The following is a 15,536-nucleotide window of genomic DNA, read 5'->3' as shown; positions in this document are numbered from 1 at the left end:
CTCGGGCGTGAGCGTTCCCTCGGTTCCTCCGCGTCCGCGGAGATAGACCGTGCCGCGCGGTGATGGAGGCGGCACAAGGTTCGGTTCCTCCGCGTCCGCGGGGATAGACCGTAATCGGTGATGTGTTCCTCGGTCTGCTCGCGGGTTCCTCCGCGTCCGCGGAGATAGACCGAAAGCGCATTACGCGAAAATGATCGGCATTCGGGTTTCTCCGCGTGCGCGGAGACAGACCCATCCAGCCTTTCTACCGGCAGTATCAGGCAGCAGTTCCTCCGCGTGCGCGAAGATAGACCCGACCTTACGAACCGCGCACGGCTCGATCTTCGTGTTCCTCCGCCCTCGCGGAGATATCCCCATGCCGAACAACTACGGCAAAAACATCAAAGTCATTCCTCCGCCCCCGCGGAGCTTCAACTCCCCCCAAACCTCCCCCTAGCCGCCTCCACCACCCTAACCACCGCCTCCGCGCTCAACCGCGCCGCCACGACCCTCACATACTCATGATGCCTGGCCTCTAACGGCGCATCGAGATACTGCGCATGCAGATACCGAATCAACGCAATCCGCCGATGCTTCAGCGCGATACTTCGATCCAGCAGCTTAAGCGCCGCATCCGCATCATGCTTCTTGCATGCACGTTCGGAGAGCTGCGCAGCCGAATCACGCGACGCGTTCATCGCCGGACTACAGCCGCATCCCACGCATCGACGCGCAACCGCCAAGCATCGAAATCCGCCCGACGCCAGTCGAGTTCAAGCCCAAGCCGCTTCGTGCCCTCACGAATCTTCGGCTTGTGCAGCACCAAAGTAAGCGCATCCAGCGCCGGCCACTCTTCGAACGACAACGCGGCGATCTCCACCGCGAGCGTCTCCAGCAAGCGCGTATGCGCCTTCCCTTCAAGAAACGCGCTCACGCGATTGCACCACGCCTCGTAATCAATGAGACCATCGTCCGATTCATGCGGCATGCCGCGATAACGCAGGCTCGCATCGATGCACACGGGCTGCGGCCCTTCATGCTCATGCTCATACAAGCCGACGCGCGTCTTCACGACCAACTCATCGACGATCACGCGCCAGCCCAGGCCACCCGCGGCAAGCGGTTCGAACGGCTTCATGAGAGCAACGGCGCGGCGGCGTCGAGCATCATCTTCACGAAGTAATCGGCGAAGCTGCGGCGCACGATTATCTCGAAGCGATCGCCGCCCAGCGGCACGAGCGTAAGCGATGCCTTGAAGTAATGGCTCTGCGCGCATTGTCCTTCGCCGAAAACCTTCGGATGCAGATCGAGCGGACAACCGCGCGAAAGCACCTCACGCGTCTTCGGTCCGTCGATTTCGAGCACCGTATAACCGCTGCCGATATCCACCGCCGCCGAGAACTGTCCGACGAACGCGTCGCGCAGTTTCGCTTCGAGCGGCGCGGGACGCGATGCATCGTGCGCCGTATCCGAATGCACGAGCCATTCATCGGGACCGAGCCACAGCATCGTATAACCGTTGCCGCGCGCAATAGTGTTCGCCTTCTCGGGCGGCGTGCAGCCGATCACGCTCTGCACCGCCTTCGCGAACGCCGGATCGCGCGTATCGCCACGCACGTTCACGAGTTCGAGGAACGGCCGCTCGGCCAGACGAAACGCTTTCGGCGAGCCCGACTGATGCGTCTTCATCAACGCATCCGCGCCGACGAGCGGAGACTCCTGCCACACACCCTGTCCGCTGATTGCGCGATCGACGACCGTCGAGGAACCTTTGATCTCATTCAACATGCTGACGTGCTCCTTCGCTGTCGTAGAACACCGAACTGGTGATTTTTGCGTTGACCCGCTTGCCGTTCGCGAGCGGAATCATGACCGATTCGCCGATCTTCTCCAGACCGCCCTTCACGACGGCCAACGCAATCGAGCGCTTCAAAATAGGGCTGTAATAGCTCGACGTGACGTGTCCGAGCATCGGCGCGGTATCGCCCTGAAACGGTCCCGCGACGATCTGCGCGCCTTCCGGCAGCACGAACGAAGGATCATCGGTGAGCAGGCCGACGAACTGCTTTCGCCCTTGTTTTGCAGTGTCCGAACGCGTGAGCGAGCGCTTGCCGATGAAGTCCTTGGACTTCGCGACAAGCCCGCCCATGCCGAGGTCGTAAGGCGTCATCGAGCCGTCCGTATCCTGGCCGACGATGATGTAGCCCTTCTCCGCGCGCAGCACGTGCATCGTTTCCGTGCCGTACGGCGTAATGTCGAATTCAGCGCCCGCGAGCATCAGCGCTTCCCACACCGCGCGTCCGACATTCGCGGGCACGTTCACTTCATACGCGAGCTCGCCCGAGAAGCTGATCCGCATCACGCGCGCCGATGCGCCCGCCACCGTGCCATCGCGATAGCTCATGAACGGGAACGCCGCGTTCGCGTAGTCGATGTCGTGACACACTTTCTGCAGCACCTTGCGGCTGTTCGGTCCGACGACCGCGAACGTCGCCCAGTGATCCGTCACCGATGCGAGACGCACGCGCATGTCGGGCCATTCGGTCTGCAGCCAGCGTTCGAGCCACGTCAGCACGCGCGCCGCGCCGCCGGTGGTCGTCGTCATCATGTAATGCTGTTCGCCGAGACGCACCGTGACGCCATCGTCGAAGATCATGCCGTTCTCGTCGAGCATCAGCCCGTAACGGCACTTGCCGACTTCGAGCTTGCTCCACGGATTCGTGTACATCCAGTTCAGGAGCTTCGCCGAATCGGGGCCTTGAATGTCGATCTTGCCGAGCGTCGATGCATCGAGAATGCCGACGCTCTGACGCACCGCGAGCGACTCGCGCGCGACCGCCGCGTGCATGTCCTCGCCCGCCTTCGGGTAGTACCAGGGACGCTTCCAGTTGCCCACATCCTCGAACATCGCGCCGTTCTCGACGTGCCATTCGTGGATCGCGGTCTTGCGCACCGGATCGAGAAACTCGCCCAGCTCGCGGCCCGCGAACGTGCCGAAAGTGACAGGGGTGTAATTCGGGCGGAACGTCGTCGTGCCGGTCTCGGGAATCGTCTTGCCCAAGGCTTGCGCGAGAATCGCCATGCCGTTGATGTTGCCGAGCTTGCCCTGATCGGTGCCGAAGCCCATCGCCGTATAACGCTTGACGTGCTCGACCGATTCGAAGCCTTCGCGCGCCGCAAGATAGATGTCGGCCGCCGACACGTCGTTCTGGAAGTCGACGAATTGCTTCGGACCGCGCGTCGACAATTCCTTGTTGCCGACGATCCACAGCGGCAACATCGGCGCTTCGACGATTTCAGCGACTTGCACGGCAGCCGGCTTCACGACGATATGACCCGCGGCGCGCGCCGCTTCCGCGCCCGCATCCGCGCCGAGGCGAATGCCGCGCGACAGCGAGAACTCGCCCGCGCATGCGCCGACGCTGCTCTCCAGTTGCATCGCCTTGCCCGGCACGAAGCACGCTTTCTCTTCGTGCCAGTGCGCCTTGCCGCCCGATTGCGCGAAGAGATGCAGCACGGGGCTCCAACCCCCCGACATCGCGACGAGATCGCATGGCAAGTCTGTCTGCTTCTGACCGACCTGGCCTTTGTCGTACGAAGCCACTTCAACCGATGCAACCCGCAGCTTGCCGCGCGCAGCCGTGATGACCGCGTTGTTCAGCACGCGCACGCCGTAGCGTCGCGCGGCCGCGGGCAACGTGCCCTTCGATTCGGCCGGACGCGGATCGACGACGGTCACATCCGCGCCCGCCGCCTTCAGATCGAGCGCGCATTGATATGCGTCGTCGTTGTTGGTGAACACAACGGCGTTGCGGCCCGGCATCACCGCATAGCGATGCAGATACGTCGACACCGCCGACGCCAGCATGATGCCCGGCAGATCGTTGTTGCCGAAAACGATCGGGCGCTCGTGCGCGCCGGTCGCGAGCACGACGCGTTTCGCGCGCACTTTCCACATCAGTTCGCGCGTGCCGCTGCGGCGCGATACCGGCAGATGTTCCGTCAGACGCTGCGTGACCGTGACGAGGTTGTGATCCTGATAACCGAACGCCGTGCTGCGCGAAAGAACCTTCACATCGGGCATCTTGCGCAGTTCGCCTTCGATTTTCTGCACCCATTGCAGCGCGGGCTTGCCGTCGATCTCCGCGCGGCACGACAGAAGCGATCCGCCGAGTTCGCGCTGATCGTCGACGAGAATCACGCGCGCGCCCGACAAACCCGCCGCATGCGCCGCCGCGAGACCCGAAGGTCCGCCGCCGATCACGAGCACGTCGCAATGCGCGAAGCACTTGTCGTAGCGATCGGCATCGAGTTGCTTCGGCGCTTCGCCGAGACCCGCTGCATCGCGAATCACTTCCTCGTATTTCGGCCACAACTTGCGCGGCCACATGAACGTCTTGTAGTAGAAGCCTGCGGGAATGAAGCGCGCGATCTTCTGATTGACCGCCATGCGATCGTTTTCGATGTTCGGCTTCGCGTTCACGCTCTGCGCGACGAGCCCTTGATACAGCTCGACTTCGGTAGCGCGCGCATTCGGCACGGTGTACGCGCCGGTTTCGAGTTGCACGATTGCGTTCGGCTCTTCGACGCCCGCCGTGATGATCCCGCGCGGACGGTGATACTTCCAGCTGCGCGCGACGAAGCGCTCGCCGTTCGCGAGCAGCGCGGACGCGAGCGTATCGCCTTCGAAGCCCTGATACGTCTTGCCGTTGAACGTGAAGGTGACGGGAATCGCACGATTGATGCGCCCGCCCATGCCGAGTCGGTCTTTCTGGCTCATTTCGACGTGCCTCCGTTGTCATGCATCACAGCCAGCGGACGGTCGAACGTCTCGTAGCCTTGAATTTCATATGAAACCGTATCGCGCTGCACCTTGAACCAGCGGCGGCAGCCTTGCGCATGATTCCATTGCTCGCGATGCACGCCGCGCGGATTCTTGCGCATGAAGAGGTAGTCGCCCCACTCGCGGTCGGAGAGCTTTTCGGTGTCGAGCGGGCGCGCGATATCCGCTTCGCCGCCGCAGGAAAATTCGGTTTCGGCGCGCGGCCCGCACCAGGGGCATTCGATCAGCAACATGTTTTTCGCTCCTAATGCGATTAGTGGGCCACGGCAGCCGCGCCGTGTTCGTCGATCAGATGACCGGTATAGAAACGATCCAGCGAGAACGGCGCGTTCAGCGGATGCGGCTCGTCCTTCGCGATCGTGTGCGCGTAGGCCCAACCCGAACCCGGCGTCGCCTTGAAGCCGCCCGTGCCCCATCCGCAGTTGAAGTACAGACCCTTCACGTCGGTCTTGGAGATGATCGGGCACGCATCCGGCGATACGTCGACGATGCCGCCCCACTGACGATTCATCCGCACGCGCGAGAACACGGGGAACATCTCGACGATCGCTTCCAGCGTGCCTTCGATGATGTGAAAGCTGCCGCGCTGACCGAAGCCCGTGTATTGATCGACGCCCGCGCCGATCACGAGGTCGCCCTTGTCGGACTGGCTGATGTACGCATGCACTGCGTTCGACATCACGACCGTGTTCACGACCGGCTTGATCGGCTCCGACACGAGCGCCTGCAACGGATGGCTTTCGAGCGGCAGGCGCACGCCGGCCATGTCGGCGAGCGTCGTCGTGTTGCCCGCCGTGACGACCGCGACCTTCTTCGCCTTGATGAAACCCTTCGTCGTATCGACGCCCGTCACCTGACTGCCGTCGCGGCGAATGCCCACGACCTGGCAGTTCTGGATGATGTCGACGCCCGCGCGATCCGCGCCGCGCGCGAAGCCCCACGCGACCGCATCGTGACGCGCGACGCCGCCGCGACGCTGAATCGACGCGCCCAGCACCGGATAGCGGCTGTTGAGATTGATCGTCGGCTCGATTTCCTTGATCTGCTGCGGCGTGAGGAACTCGGCATCGACGCCGTTGAGACGGTTCGCGTTCACGCGGCGCTCGGTATCGCGCACGTCCTGCAGCGTATGCGCGAGATTCATCACCCCGCGCTGCGAGAACATCACGTTGTAGTTGAGGTCTTGCGAGAGGCCCTCCCACAGCTTCATCGCTTTTTCGTACAACGCCGCCGATTCATCCCACAGATAGTTCGAGCGCACGATGGTCGTGTTGCGCGCGGTATTGCCGCCGCCGATCCAGCCCTTCTCGAGAATCGCGACGTTCGTGATGCCGTGCTCCTTCGCGAGGTAATACGCGGTCGCGAGACCATGACCGCCGCCGCCGACGATCACCACGTCGTACTCGCGCTTCGGCTCGGGACTTCGCCACTGGCGCTCCCAGTTCTCGTGATACGACATGCCGTTGCGTAAGAGGCTGAAGATGGAATAGCGGCTCATGGTGTTTCTCTTCCTTCGTGGGGTCCTGAATTCAGCATTCGATGACGTTCACGGCGAGGCCACCGCGCGACGTCTCCTTGTATTTCGTCTTCATGTCCGCGCCGGTTTCGCGCATCGTCTTGATGACCGAATCGAGCGACACGTAATGCTTGCCGTCGCCCTTCATCGCCATGCGCGCGGCGTTGATCGCCTTGATCGCGCCCATCGCATTGCGCTCGATGCACGGAATCTGCACGAGGCCGCCAACGGGGTCGCACGTCATGCCGAGGTTGTGTTCCATGCCGATTTCCGCGGCGTTTTCGACTTGCGCGGGCGTGCCGCCCATGACGGCGGCGAGCGCGGCGGCGGCCATCGAACAGGCGACGCCGACTTCGCCCTGACAACCCACTTCCGCGCCCGAGATCGACGCCGTTTCCTTGTAGATGATGCCGATGGCCGCGGCTGTCAGAAGGAAGCGCACGATGCCGTCATCGTTCGAGCCGTGCATGAACTTCACGTAGTAATGCAGCACGGCGGGAATCACGCCGGCCGCGCCATTGGTCGGCGCGGTGACGACGCGGCCGCCCGCCGCGTTCTCTTCGTTGACGGCCATCGCATAGAGATTGACCCAGTCGAGCATCGACAGCGGGTCGCGCAGCGACTCTTCCGAGCGCGACCGCAGCGACGCGGACAGATCGGCGGCGCGGCGCTTGACTTGCATCGGACCGGGCAGCTCGCCGCGCTCCTTGCAGCCGCGCTCCACGCACGCGGCCATCACGCGCCACACCGCGAGCATGCCTTCGCGGACTTCGGATTCGCTGCGATTCGCGCATTCGTTTTGCATGGTCACGTCGGCGATAGACAGACCTGTCTCCTTACAGACGCGCATGAGATCGTCGCCGGTGCGAAACGGATACGGCACCGTATTGGCCGCGCGCAAGCCGTTCACGCGATCGCCTTCGCGATTCACGACGAAGCCGCCGCCGACCGAGTAATACTCCTTCTCGACGAGAAGCTGGCCGTTCTCGTCGAACGCCTGAAAGCGCATGCCGTTCGGATGCACGATGCTCGATCCCGGCGCGCCCGGCATCAGCTTGCGATAGAAGCCGATATGCTCGCGCTCCTCGAACATCACATCGTGCTTGCCGAGCAGCTTCAGGCGCTTCGTCGCGCGGATTTCCGCGAGACGCGGCGCGATGACGTCCGGATCGATGAGATCGGGCAGATTCCCTTCGAGGCCGAGCAGCACGGCCTTGTCGGTGCCGTGGCCTTTGCCGGTCGCGCCGAGCGAGCCGAACAGCTCGGCGCGCACGCGCGTGACGAAGGCGAGCAGATTGGCGTCTTCGATATGCGACGCGAAGCGGCACGCCGCGATCATCGGCCCGACGGTATGCGAGCTCGACGGTCCGATGCCGATCTTGAACAGATCGAAGACGCTGACGTTCATTGGCGTGTCCCTTGGGTTGGCGAGATGTTCCGGTATGGCGCTCATTGCACCAAACCCAGAAAAGACCCGATAGAACAAAAACGCCATCGAAATGGGATCGCGGCGTCAGCGCCGTTTTTCGCGCGTGGACGACGTCGGTTTTCCGATGATTTCAGGCCCGGCGACGCAAGCGCGACGGCGCGTAACAGAGCATTTCGCGCCCGGCGCGTTTTTGCGCATCTTCGTTGCACATCCCGCATTTTTGAGACTGGTCCGAAGCGTCGCGCCGACAGGCATCGGTATATTCCCTAGGTCTTGAGGTGAGCCACGCCTATAGGTTTCGGATCACTCGTCCTTTCCGCCTTTTCTTGCTTATCCGGTTCGCATCGATGGAAACTCACGCCTTACCCGACCAGTTCTTCAAATCCTGGATTCTCGCTTTCCTTATCAGCGTGGCTGTCGTCGGCACGCTTCAGGCAGTCGATCTGCTCGCCGTCGATCGCGTGCTCACGCGTCAGGTGCCCGTCTGGATCGCGCTGATGCTGCTCTGCTCGATCGATCCCGCCCTGCGCTACTTCGGCGTGTTGAAGGCCGAAGTCGAACAGCGTTGGGCCGATTACACGATCGCGAGCGTGCTCGGCCGCGCGGCGGGCGCGCTCATCGGCGGCGCTTTCGCCTGGGGCTTCGCGGTGCTCGGCGGCTGAAGCGCACCGCTTCGATTCATGGTTATTTGCGCGGCCGGCGTCACACGACGCCGGCCGCGTTCCATTTCTGACGCACGCCCGATGCTCGCGGCCGAGTGATATGCTCGCTGGATAACGTCCAGCCGCATGTCTCCCGCATGAACGCCGCAGAATCTCTTCCGCCGTCGTCTGTCGACGGTCAATCGAAATCGCGCATCCGCTTCGGCATCATCCTGCTGCCGAATTTCACGCTGACCGCGTTCTCCGGTTTCGTCGATCTGCTGCGCCTTTCCGCCGATGAAGGCGATTTCAGCCGACCGGTGCGCTGCTCGTGGAGCGTGATCGGCGAGACGCTCGCGCCCGTTCGCGCGAGTTGCGGCATACAGATCACGCCGTGGGAAACCTACGATCAGGCCGAGCCTTTCGATTACGTCGTCGTCGTCGGCGGCCTGCTGCATTCCGGCCCCGCGACGAGCGATGCGACGCTGCAGTTCATCCGCCGCGCGGCTGCCTCGAATGCAACGCTCGTCGGCATGTGCACCGGCGTGTTCTCGCTGATGCGCGCGGGCGTGCTCGAAGGCCATCGCATCTGCGTGAGCTGGTTTCATTATTGGGACTTCGTCGAGCGATTCCCGCACGCGGATGAGCAATCGCTCGTTGCGGACCGGCTCTTTGTCATCGACAGAAGGCGCATTACGTGTTCGGGCGGGCGCGCATCGATCGATGTCGCCGCCGCCATTCTGCTGCGTCACTTCGAAACGGCGACGGTGCAAAAGGCGCTGCGCATCCTGCTCGTCGATGACATGCAGAAGGGCAACGCGCCGCAGCCGCATCCGCCGGGTCTCGCGCCCGCGACGCATCCGAAAGTAAAACGTGCGATCCTGCTGATGGAGCAGCACGTCGGCCGTTCGCTTACGCTCGATGAACTCGCGCACAAGCTCGATCTTTCGACGCGGCAACTCGAACGGTTATTCAAGGCGGAGACGGGCAAGGCGCCGCAGGCGTATGCGAAGCAGGTGCGGCTGCGCACGGCGGCGTGGCTGCTGACGAGTTCGGACAAGACGGTCGCCGATATCGCATCGAGTTGCGGCTTTTCCGACGCATCGCATCTGGGCCGCGAATTCCGCAAGCAATTCGGCCTGCCGCCGATGATGTATCGCGAGCAGGGCGGCGCGCCGGATGCGCCGGATGCAAATCACGCAATGGACTACGACGAAACTTTCCCGGGCCGCGCGCAGGCAATCTAGCAGGATCTGAATACGTTTTCCGCGGCTCATCAAACCAAGGAGGAACGGCATGGAGACTCACGGATACTCGCAGGAAGAATGGAAAGTGCGCTGTGATCTTGCGGCGCTGTATCGCGTGATCGGGCATTTTCGCTGGACCGACATGATCTTCACGCACATCAGCGCGCGCGTGCCGGGCACCGATCATCACTTTCTGATCAACCGTTATGGCGTGCTTTTCGACGAGATGCGCGCATCGGATCTCGTGAAGATCGATCATGAAGGGCGGCCGGTCGAAGCGGGCGCACGCGATGATCCCGCGCGATATCTCGTGAATCCGGCGGGCTTCACGATTCACTCCGCGATTCACATGGCACGGCCCGATGTGTTTTGCGTCGTGCATACGCATACGGCGGCGGGCGCGGCGGTATCGGCGCAAAAACAGGGCTTATTGCCGATCAGTCAGCATGCGTTGAAGTATTACGGACATATCGCGTATCACGACTATGAAGGCATTGCGCTGGACCTCGCGGAGCGCGATCGCCTCGTCAACGATCTCGGCTCGCATAACGCGATGATCCTGAAGAATCACGGGTTATTGTCGTGCGGAAAGTCCATTCCGGAAGCGTTCCAGGAAATGTACTTTCTTGAACGCGCTTGCGAGATTCAGATTCGCGCGCTGGCGGGCAATGCGGAATTGAATCTGCCGTCGCAGAGGGTTTGCGAGTTGACTGCGGAGCAATATCGGCGCGATGAAGCCGATGGAATCATGGCGTTGCAGTGGCAAGCGGCGTTGAGAATGATCGAAGGCGCGAAGCCGGATTATCGGACCTGACGCGCCTTCGTTGAATCACTGCGTCAGTTTTCAGTTGCCGGCGACATACGCCTTCACTGCCGGCAACCCATCCTTCCCGTCGAACGTCTTTACGCCTGCAAGCCATTTATCGAGCACCGCCGGATTCGCCTTCAGCCATTCGCGCGCCGCCTTGTTCGCATCCGTCTTGTTCATGATCGGCAGCATCACGTGGTTCTCGATATCCGTCGTGAACTGCAGGTTGGACACGAGCTTCGCGACATTCGGACAGCGCGTGTCGTAATCCGTCGGCGTGACGGTCAGCACTTTTGCTTCGCCATAGTTCGGGCCGAAGACATCGTCGCCGCCCGCGAGATAGTCGATCTTCATCTGCACGTTCATCGGATGCGGCTCCCAGCCGAGGAACACGATCGGCTTCTTGTCGCGAATCGCGCGATTCACTTCCACGAGCATGCCCGCCTCGCTCGATTCCACGAGCTTGAACTTGCCGAGCCCGTACAGGTTGTTGTCGATCATCTTCTTGATGAGCGCATTGCCGTCGTTGCCCGGTTCGATGCCGTAGATCTTGCCGTCGAGCTTGTCGTAGTTCTTCGCGATGTCGTTGAAGTTCTTGATGCCCGCCTGATACGCATAATCCGGCACCGCGAGCGTGTACTTCGCGCCCGTCAAGTTCGGCGTCGGCAAGACCTTCACTTGATTCGCTTTCCTGAACGAATCGATCATCGGGTCCATCGTCGGCGACCAGTAGCCGAGGAACACGTCGATCTGCTTGCTCTTCACGCCCGCGAACGTGATCGGCACGGACGCGATCGTCTTCGTCGGGTTGTAGCCCAAGCCCTGAAGAACGGTCGATGCAAGTCCGGTGGTCGCGGCGATATCCGTCCAGCCGACATCCGCAAAGCGCACGTTCCTGCACGCGGCAGGCTCGGCTGCATACGCTCCCGACAAACCAGATAGCAAAGCTGCCGCGATCCACAATCGTTTCATCGATCTCTCTCCGAAGTTATTTTCAAGGCATGACGCGGCCCGCACGCGAGGCTTTCATACGAAGCCCGCGCGGCCAAAAAAGAAAAAGAAAAAGTCAGGCCGATAATCGCCGCTCGACGCTCGGCGCATGTCCGAACTGCGCGCGATACGCCTTGCTGAAGTGACACGGCGAATGGAAGCCGCAGATGCTCGTCACGCGCGCGATCGACGCATCGGTGTTGCGCAACAGTTCGCGTGCGCGACGCAATCGCAACGTCAGGTAGTAATGCGTCGGCGATACGTTGAGGAACATCTTGAACATGCGCTGCAAATGCCGCTGCGACAGATGCACGAGCCGCGCGAGTTCTTCGAGCGACAACGGCTCTTCGATGTTCGCCTCCATCAGCCGCACCACTTCGACGAGTTCCGCACGCGAGAAGCCGACGCGCGCATCGACGGGAATGTGCTGATAATCCGTCGATCCTCGAATACGCTCGACGATGAACTGCTCCGACACCTGCGCCGCATGCGCCTGCCCGAGCCGCATGCCGACGAGATTGAGCATCAGGTCGAGCGGCGCGGTGCCGCCCGTGCACGTCAGGCGGTCGCGATCGATCACGAAGAGCTCGTCGGCGAAGCGCACATGCGGAAAGCGCTTGTTGACCGGCGACATGTCTTCCCAGTGCAGCGTGCAGCGATAACCATCGAGCAGTTTCGCCGCGAGCAGCGCATACGGCCCGGTGCAGATTCCGCCGAGCGGAATGCCCGCTTCATGCGCGCGCTGCAGAAGACCGATCACCTTGTCGTCGACATAATCGGCGACATGCCAGCCCGCGCAGACGATCAGCACGTCGGGCATGCCGGCTTCGTCGAGCGTCATCGTCGGCTTGATGGTGATGCCGTTGCTCGCACGCGCGGGCTCGCCGTCCGGCGTGATGATCGACCAGCTGTAGTGCTGCGCGCGGCCGACGTAATTGGCCATGCGCAGCACCTCGACCGCGCTCGTGAACGCGATCATCGAGAAGTTCGGCAGCGTGAGAAAGCCGAAGCGCGAAAGACTGGACAACGGTGATTCGGTACCCGCCGGAACGATCGCGTCGCGCTTCATGGGTCGTGTGCCTTGTTAGCCTTGTTGCGCCGCCGGCTCGCGGCGCACTTTCATCACGCTCTTCAGACCGGCGAAGAGCGGTGCGCGTGCCATGCCGGGCGCTCGTCCGAAGCTCTCGGTGATGCGGTCGAGGATGATCGCCAGCAACACCACCGACAAGCCGCTCTCGAAACCAAGCCCGATATCCAGACGCTGAATCGATGCGAGCACGTCGTTGCCGAGACCGCCCGCGCCGACCATCGACGCGATGATGACCATCGACAGCGCCATCATGATCGTCTGGTTCACGCCGGTCATGATCGACGGCAGCGCGTTCGGAATCTGCACCTTGTAGAGCAGCTGGAACGGCGTGCAGCCGAATGCCTGGCCGGCTTCGACGATCTCGCGATTCACCTGCTTGATGCCGAGCGCGGTGAGGCGCACGGCCGGCGGCATCGCGAAGATGACGGTTGCGAGAATCCCCGGCACGCGGCCGAGACCGAACAGCATCGCGGCCGGAATCAGGTAGACGAAGGCGGGCATCGTCTGCATCAGATCGAGCACCGGGCGCACGCCCATTTCGACGTACTTGCTCTTCGACGTCCAGATGCCGAGCGGAATGCCGAGCAGCAAGCTGATGAATGTCGAGGACAGCGTGAGGCCGAGCGTGATGACCATCTGATCCCAGAAGTTCGTCGCGTAGATCAGCAACAGCGACGCGAGGACGAACACGGCGAATCGCCAGCCCACTCGCCACAAGCCGATGCCGACGAAGATCGCCATGAGCGCCCACATCGGAATGGCCTGCAGGCCGTGCTCGACGGCCGCAGCGAATGTTTCGATGACCTTGCCGATGGAGTCGAAGGTCTTCGCGTCGTGATCGAGGAGATAGTGGACGCCGTGGTCCACCCAACTGCCAAGCGGGATGATTTCAGACATGGGAACCTCGATGGTGCGTAAGGACCTTCAGGACATTGGTCTTGTTGATCGAACCGCAGTACGAACCGTCCGCTTCGACGACCGGCAGCGGGGCGGGACTTGCGACCACGCGATTCACGACCTCGTCGAGCGCGACGTGACGCTCGATGCATTCGATCGGATTGATGCGCGGCGCGGCGTTGCCGTTCGCATCGCGTCCGACGAAACCGCGGATGCGGCGCTCGGCGTCGAGCACGAACGCGTAGTCGGCGCTGCCGTTGAGCGTCGCCGCGACGCTCGATGCGTCGATTTGCGGCGAATGTTTGATGAGCGGCACGTCGTCGGTCTGCATCAGATCGCCGGCCGTGAGATAGCGGCTCGTGTCGATGCCTTCGAAGAACGCTTCCACGTAGTCGTCCGCGGGATTCGTGATGATTTCCTGCGGCGTGCCGATCTGTACCACGCGGCCGCCTTCCATGATCGCGATGCGCGTGCCGATGCGCATCGCCTCTTCGAGATCGTGCGACACGAACAGGATCGTGCGGCGCTGCTCGCGTTGCAGATCGAGCAGCACGTTCTGCATTTCCTTGCGCTTCAGCGGATCGAGCGCGGAGAACGCTTCGTCCATGATCATCAGCGAAGGATTCACGGCAAGCGCGCGGGCGAGACCCACGCGCTGCTGCATGCCGCCCGATAGTTGCGCAGGTAACTTTTGGGCGAACGGAGCCAGGCCGACCTGCTCCAGCACGGTCATGGCGCGCGCTTCGCGCTCCTTCTTGCCGACGCCCGCGACCTCGAGGCCGAATGCGGCGTTGGAAAGAACCGTGCGCTGCGGCATCAGCGCGAAGGACTGAAACACCATGCTCATGTCCTTGCGCCGCAGGGACGTGAGTTCGGAGCGCGGCACGGCGGCCACGTCGCGGCCATCGATCAGCACCTTGCCCGCCGTCGGCTCGACCAGCCGGTTGATGAGCCGGATCAGCGTGGATTTGCCCGAGCCGGAAAGGCCCATGAGCACGAAAATCTCACCTTCCTTGACGTCAAAGGAGACGTTATGGACGCCGACGATCTGTCCGGTGCGCTTGAAAACCTCTTCCTTCGTCGCACCACCGGCCAGCATGTCCAGCGCCTGTTTGGGACTGTTGCCGAAGACCTTGCACAGTCCTTCGACTACCACCTTGGGGGAATTCATCGAATATCTCCTGGCGTGTGCGGACGTGCGTCCGCGCTGTGCATACATAGTTGCCAGAAAAAAGTCACATCAGCCGACTATTTGCGACAACCACATGTGGAAATACGACACCGAAATAAGCGCGAAAGTGCCAGCAGTCAATCGAATCCTTGCTGGATAAGGGTTTGCGGGAAGCGCAGCGAACGATCTTGCGATTTTCGGCATGTCGCGCATGAACAAGTCGCGAAGCCTTTTTGCGATGCAGGCGGCTTGCGAACCGCGCGTCAGCAATACGAAAGAAAGAAAAGACTGGCGTCGCGCAGGAAGCGCGAAGAAGGATGCGTCCGGCACGAAGCCGAAGCGATGTGAAACTGCTAGAAAAACTACATAAAACGGAAGAACTGGCGGGCGGGTCGTACGGCTCGTGCCGTCGTAAGTTGCTTGTGTTGTGTTTCCCGCGCCGCCGTTAGCTGCGCATTACAGGCGGAAGCCGAAAGCCGTGCCGCGCGCCTTGCGCTGACGCTCGGATTCACGGAAACGCGCTTGATACGAGTAGTCTTTGTCCATCGGCAGGTGGGCCGATTCGAACATCGAAGCAAATTTTTGCAGCAGGGCGAAGAGGTAGCTCATGACTGACTCCGGTTAGTTACAGAGGGTTTTCCCTTAGAGAGGATTATAGGGTTGTCCCTAACCGATTTCTAGTGCAATGCAACATTTCGTGGTAAGAAATTTGGTAGTTTTTCTACATTCTTACCGGTTTGCCGTCTCCTTGAAACGGGGACGGATCTGCGAGGCCTGTACGACGGCATTCCGATCCGAGGACGAGCAGCTGCGCGACACCCCCCCCCCCAACCGCGGGTCGCGCGGATCTGACAGCGGGTCTCAGTGGGCCCAGGATGAGGGGGGATGGTGGGGGTGACGCGGGTGCTTTTTTTGCGGGGGTTGG

At 61.9% G+C, this 15,536-nt stretch carries 15 protein-coding genes and 1 CRISPR repeat array (1 of these 16 running past the window's edge); of the genes, 3 read left to right on the top strand and 12 right to left on the bottom strand.

Annotated elements, in window-relative coordinates; genetic code table 11:
* Positions 1-293: a CRISPR direct-repeat array (repeat unit 28 nt; unit sequence GGTTCCTCCGCGTCCGCGGAGATAGACC) (it extends 467 nt beyond the left edge of the window).
* A gap of 117 nt (positions 294-410) precedes the next feature.
* The 7 genes from NCS03_RS14095 to NCS03_RS14065 are packed head-to-tail and all read right to left on the bottom strand — an operon-like array spanning position 411 to position 7,746.
* Positions 411-677 (bottom strand): hypothetical protein, encoded by a 267-nt coding sequence (locus tag NCS03_RS14095; RefSeq protein WP_008354170.1) that lies wholly within the window; start codon positions 675-677, stop codon positions 411-413.
* The gene (locus tag NCS03_RS14090; protein ID WP_250529282.1) at positions 674-1,117 is read right to left on the bottom strand and encodes a dihydroneopterin aldolase; all 444 of its coding nucleotides are present in this window, start codon (positions 1,115-1,117) and stop codon (positions 674-676) included. The genes NCS03_RS14095 and NCS03_RS14090 overlap by 4 nt, the downstream gene beginning before the upstream one ends.
* Positions 1,114-1,767, bottom strand: coding sequence for a sarcosine oxidase subunit gamma (locus NCS03_RS14085; RefSeq protein ID WP_008354173.1), 654 nt, complete (start codon positions 1,765-1,767; stop codon positions 1,114-1,116). Before NCS03_RS14085 ends, NCS03_RS14090 begins: the two co-directional genes overlap by 4 nt.
* Entirely contained in the window at positions 1,757-4,759 is a 3,003-nt protein-coding gene (locus NCS03_RS14080) for a sarcosine oxidase subunit alpha family protein (RefSeq protein WP_250529281.1), read from the bottom strand. The genes NCS03_RS14085 and NCS03_RS14080 overlap by 11 nt, the downstream gene beginning before the upstream one ends.
* Positions 4,756-5,055, bottom strand: coding sequence for a sarcosine oxidase subunit delta (locus NCS03_RS14075; RefSeq protein WP_175982376.1), 300 nt, complete (start codon positions 5,053-5,055; stop codon positions 4,756-4,758). Before NCS03_RS14075 ends, NCS03_RS14080 begins: the two co-directional genes overlap by 4 nt.
* 20 nt (positions 5,056-5,075) lie before the next feature.
* On the bottom strand, positions 5,076-6,320 hold the full coding sequence (locus NCS03_RS14070; RefSeq protein WP_008354176.1) for a sarcosine oxidase subunit beta family protein: 1,245 nt from the start codon (positions 6,318-6,320) through the stop codon (positions 5,076-5,078).
* Between the two features lie 31 nt (positions 6,321-6,351).
* Positions 6,352-7,746, bottom strand: coding sequence for an L-serine ammonia-lyase (locus NCS03_RS14065; protein ID WP_250529280.1), 1,395 nt, complete (start codon positions 7,744-7,746; stop codon positions 6,352-6,354).
* 368 nt (positions 7,747-8,114) lie between these two features.
* Here NCS03_RS14065 and NCS03_RS14060 point away from each other — a divergent pair, with 368 nt between their 5' ends.
* From NCS03_RS14060 to NCS03_RS14050, 3 genes are all read left to right on the top strand, one after another.
* Entirely contained in the window at positions 8,115-8,429 is a 315-nt protein-coding gene (locus tag NCS03_RS14060; protein ID WP_033535841.1) for a hypothetical protein, read from the top strand.
* Between the two features lie 137 nt (positions 8,430-8,566).
* Positions 8,567-9,655 (top strand): GlxA family transcriptional regulator, encoded by a 1,089-nt coding sequence (locus NCS03_RS14055; RefSeq protein ID WP_175982375.1) that lies wholly within the window; start codon positions 8,567-8,569, stop codon positions 9,653-9,655.
* 49 nt (positions 9,656-9,704) lie between these two features.
* The gene (locus NCS03_RS14050) at positions 9,705-10,469 is read left to right on the top strand and encodes a class II aldolase/adducin family protein (protein ID WP_008354180.1); all 765 of its coding nucleotides are present in this window, start codon (positions 9,705-9,707) and stop codon (positions 10,467-10,469) included.
* Positions 10,470-10,499: 30 nt separating this feature from the next.
* Here NCS03_RS14050 and NCS03_RS14045 read toward each other — a convergent pair whose 3' ends face one another.
* The 5 genes from NCS03_RS14045 to NCS03_RS14025 form a co-directional block, all read right to left on the bottom strand.
* Entirely contained in the window at positions 10,500-11,435 is a 936-nt protein-coding gene (locus NCS03_RS14045) for a choline ABC transporter substrate-binding protein (RefSeq protein WP_033535840.1), read from the bottom strand.
* 94 nt (positions 11,436-11,529) lie between these two features.
* A complete protein-coding gene (locus NCS03_RS14040; RefSeq protein WP_008354182.1) occupies positions 11,530-12,522 on the bottom strand; it encodes a GlxA family transcriptional regulator in 993 nt (330 codons plus the stop codon).
* A gap of 15 nt (positions 12,523-12,537) precedes the next feature.
* Positions 12,538-13,440 (bottom strand): choline ABC transporter permease subunit, encoded by a 903-nt coding sequence (choW, locus tag NCS03_RS14035; RefSeq protein ID WP_008354184.1) that lies wholly within the window; start codon positions 13,438-13,440, stop codon positions 12,538-12,540.
* The gene (locus NCS03_RS14030) at positions 13,433-14,611 is read right to left on the bottom strand and encodes a quaternary amine ABC transporter ATP-binding protein (protein ID WP_008354185.1); all 1,179 of its coding nucleotides are present in this window, start codon (positions 14,609-14,611) and stop codon (positions 13,433-13,435) included. The genes choW and NCS03_RS14030 overlap by 8 nt, the downstream gene beginning before the upstream one ends.
* A 456-nt stretch (positions 14,612-15,067) precedes the next feature.
* Positions 15,068-15,220 carry a hypothetical protein gene (locus NCS03_RS14025; protein ID WP_008354186.1) on the bottom strand — a complete coding sequence of 51 codons (153 nt, stop codon included), beginning with the start codon at positions 15,218-15,220 and terminating at the stop codon, positions 15,068-15,070.
* Positions 15,221-15,536: the final 316 nt, after the last annotated feature.

It is taken from the genome of Caballeronia sp. ATUFL_F1_KS4A, from assembly GCF_023630905.1.
GTDB lineage: Bacteria > Pseudomonadota > Gammaproteobacteria > Burkholderiales > Burkholderiaceae > Caballeronia > Caballeronia zhejiangensis.
This window is presented reverse-complemented; position numbering and strand designations above follow the sequence as displayed.

What these genes read in the sequence shown, in the direction of transcription:
- NCS03_RS14095 (WP_008354170.1), bottom strand. Translation starts at nt 677, where the DNA reads ATGAACGCGTCGCGTGATTCGGCTGCGCAGCTCTCCGAACGTGCATGC.
- NCS03_RS14090 (WP_250529282.1), bottom strand. Translation starts at nt 1,117, where the DNA reads ATGAAGCCGTTCGAACCGCTTGCCGCGGGTGGCCTGGGCTGGCGCGTG.
- NCS03_RS14085 (WP_008354173.1), bottom strand. Translation starts at nt 1,767, where the DNA reads ATGTTGAATGAGATCAAAGGTTCCTCGACGGTCGTCGATCGCGCAATC.
- NCS03_RS14080 (WP_250529281.1), bottom strand. Translation starts at nt 4,759, where the DNA reads ATGAGCCAGAAAGACCGACTCGGCATGGGCGGGCGCATCAATCGTGCG.
- NCS03_RS14075 (WP_175982376.1), bottom strand. Translation starts at nt 5,055, where the DNA reads ATGTTGCTGATCGAATGCCCCTGGTGCGGGCCGCGCGCCGAAACCGAA.
- NCS03_RS14070 (WP_008354176.1), bottom strand. Translation starts at nt 6,320, where the DNA reads ATGAGCCGCTATTCCATCTTCAGCCTCTTACGCAACGGCATGTCGTAT.
- NCS03_RS14065 (WP_250529280.1), bottom strand. Translation starts at nt 7,746, where the DNA reads ATGAACGTCAGCGTCTTCGATCTGTTCAAGATCGGCATCGGACCGTCG.
- NCS03_RS14060 (WP_033535841.1), top strand. Translation starts at nt 8,115, where the DNA reads ATGGAAACTCACGCCTTACCCGACCAGTTCTTCAAATCCTGGATTCTC.
- NCS03_RS14055 (WP_175982375.1), top strand. Translation starts at nt 8,567, where the DNA reads ATGAACGCCGCAGAATCTCTTCCGCCGTCGTCTGTCGACGGTCAATCG.
- NCS03_RS14050 (WP_008354180.1), top strand. Translation starts at nt 9,705, where the DNA reads ATGGAGACTCACGGATACTCGCAGGAAGAATGGAAAGTGCGCTGTGAT.
- NCS03_RS14045 (WP_033535840.1), bottom strand. Translation starts at nt 11,435, where the DNA reads ATGAAACGATTGTGGATCGCGGCAGCTTTGCTATCTGGTTTGTCGGGA.
- NCS03_RS14040 (WP_008354182.1), bottom strand. Translation starts at nt 12,522, where the DNA reads ATGAAGCGCGACGCGATCGTTCCGGCGGGTACCGAATCACCGTTGTCC.
- choW (WP_008354184.1), bottom strand. Translation starts at nt 13,440, where the DNA reads ATGTCTGAAATCATCCCGCTTGGCAGTTGGGTGGACCACGGCGTCCAC.
- NCS03_RS14030 (WP_008354185.1), bottom strand. Translation starts at nt 14,611, where the DNA reads ATGAATTCCCCCAAGGTGGTAGTCGAAGGACTGTGCAAGGTCTTCGGC.
- NCS03_RS14025 (WP_008354186.1), bottom strand. Translation starts at nt 15,220, where the DNA reads ATGAGCTACCTCTTCGCCCTGCTGCAAAAATTTGCTTCGATGTTCGAA.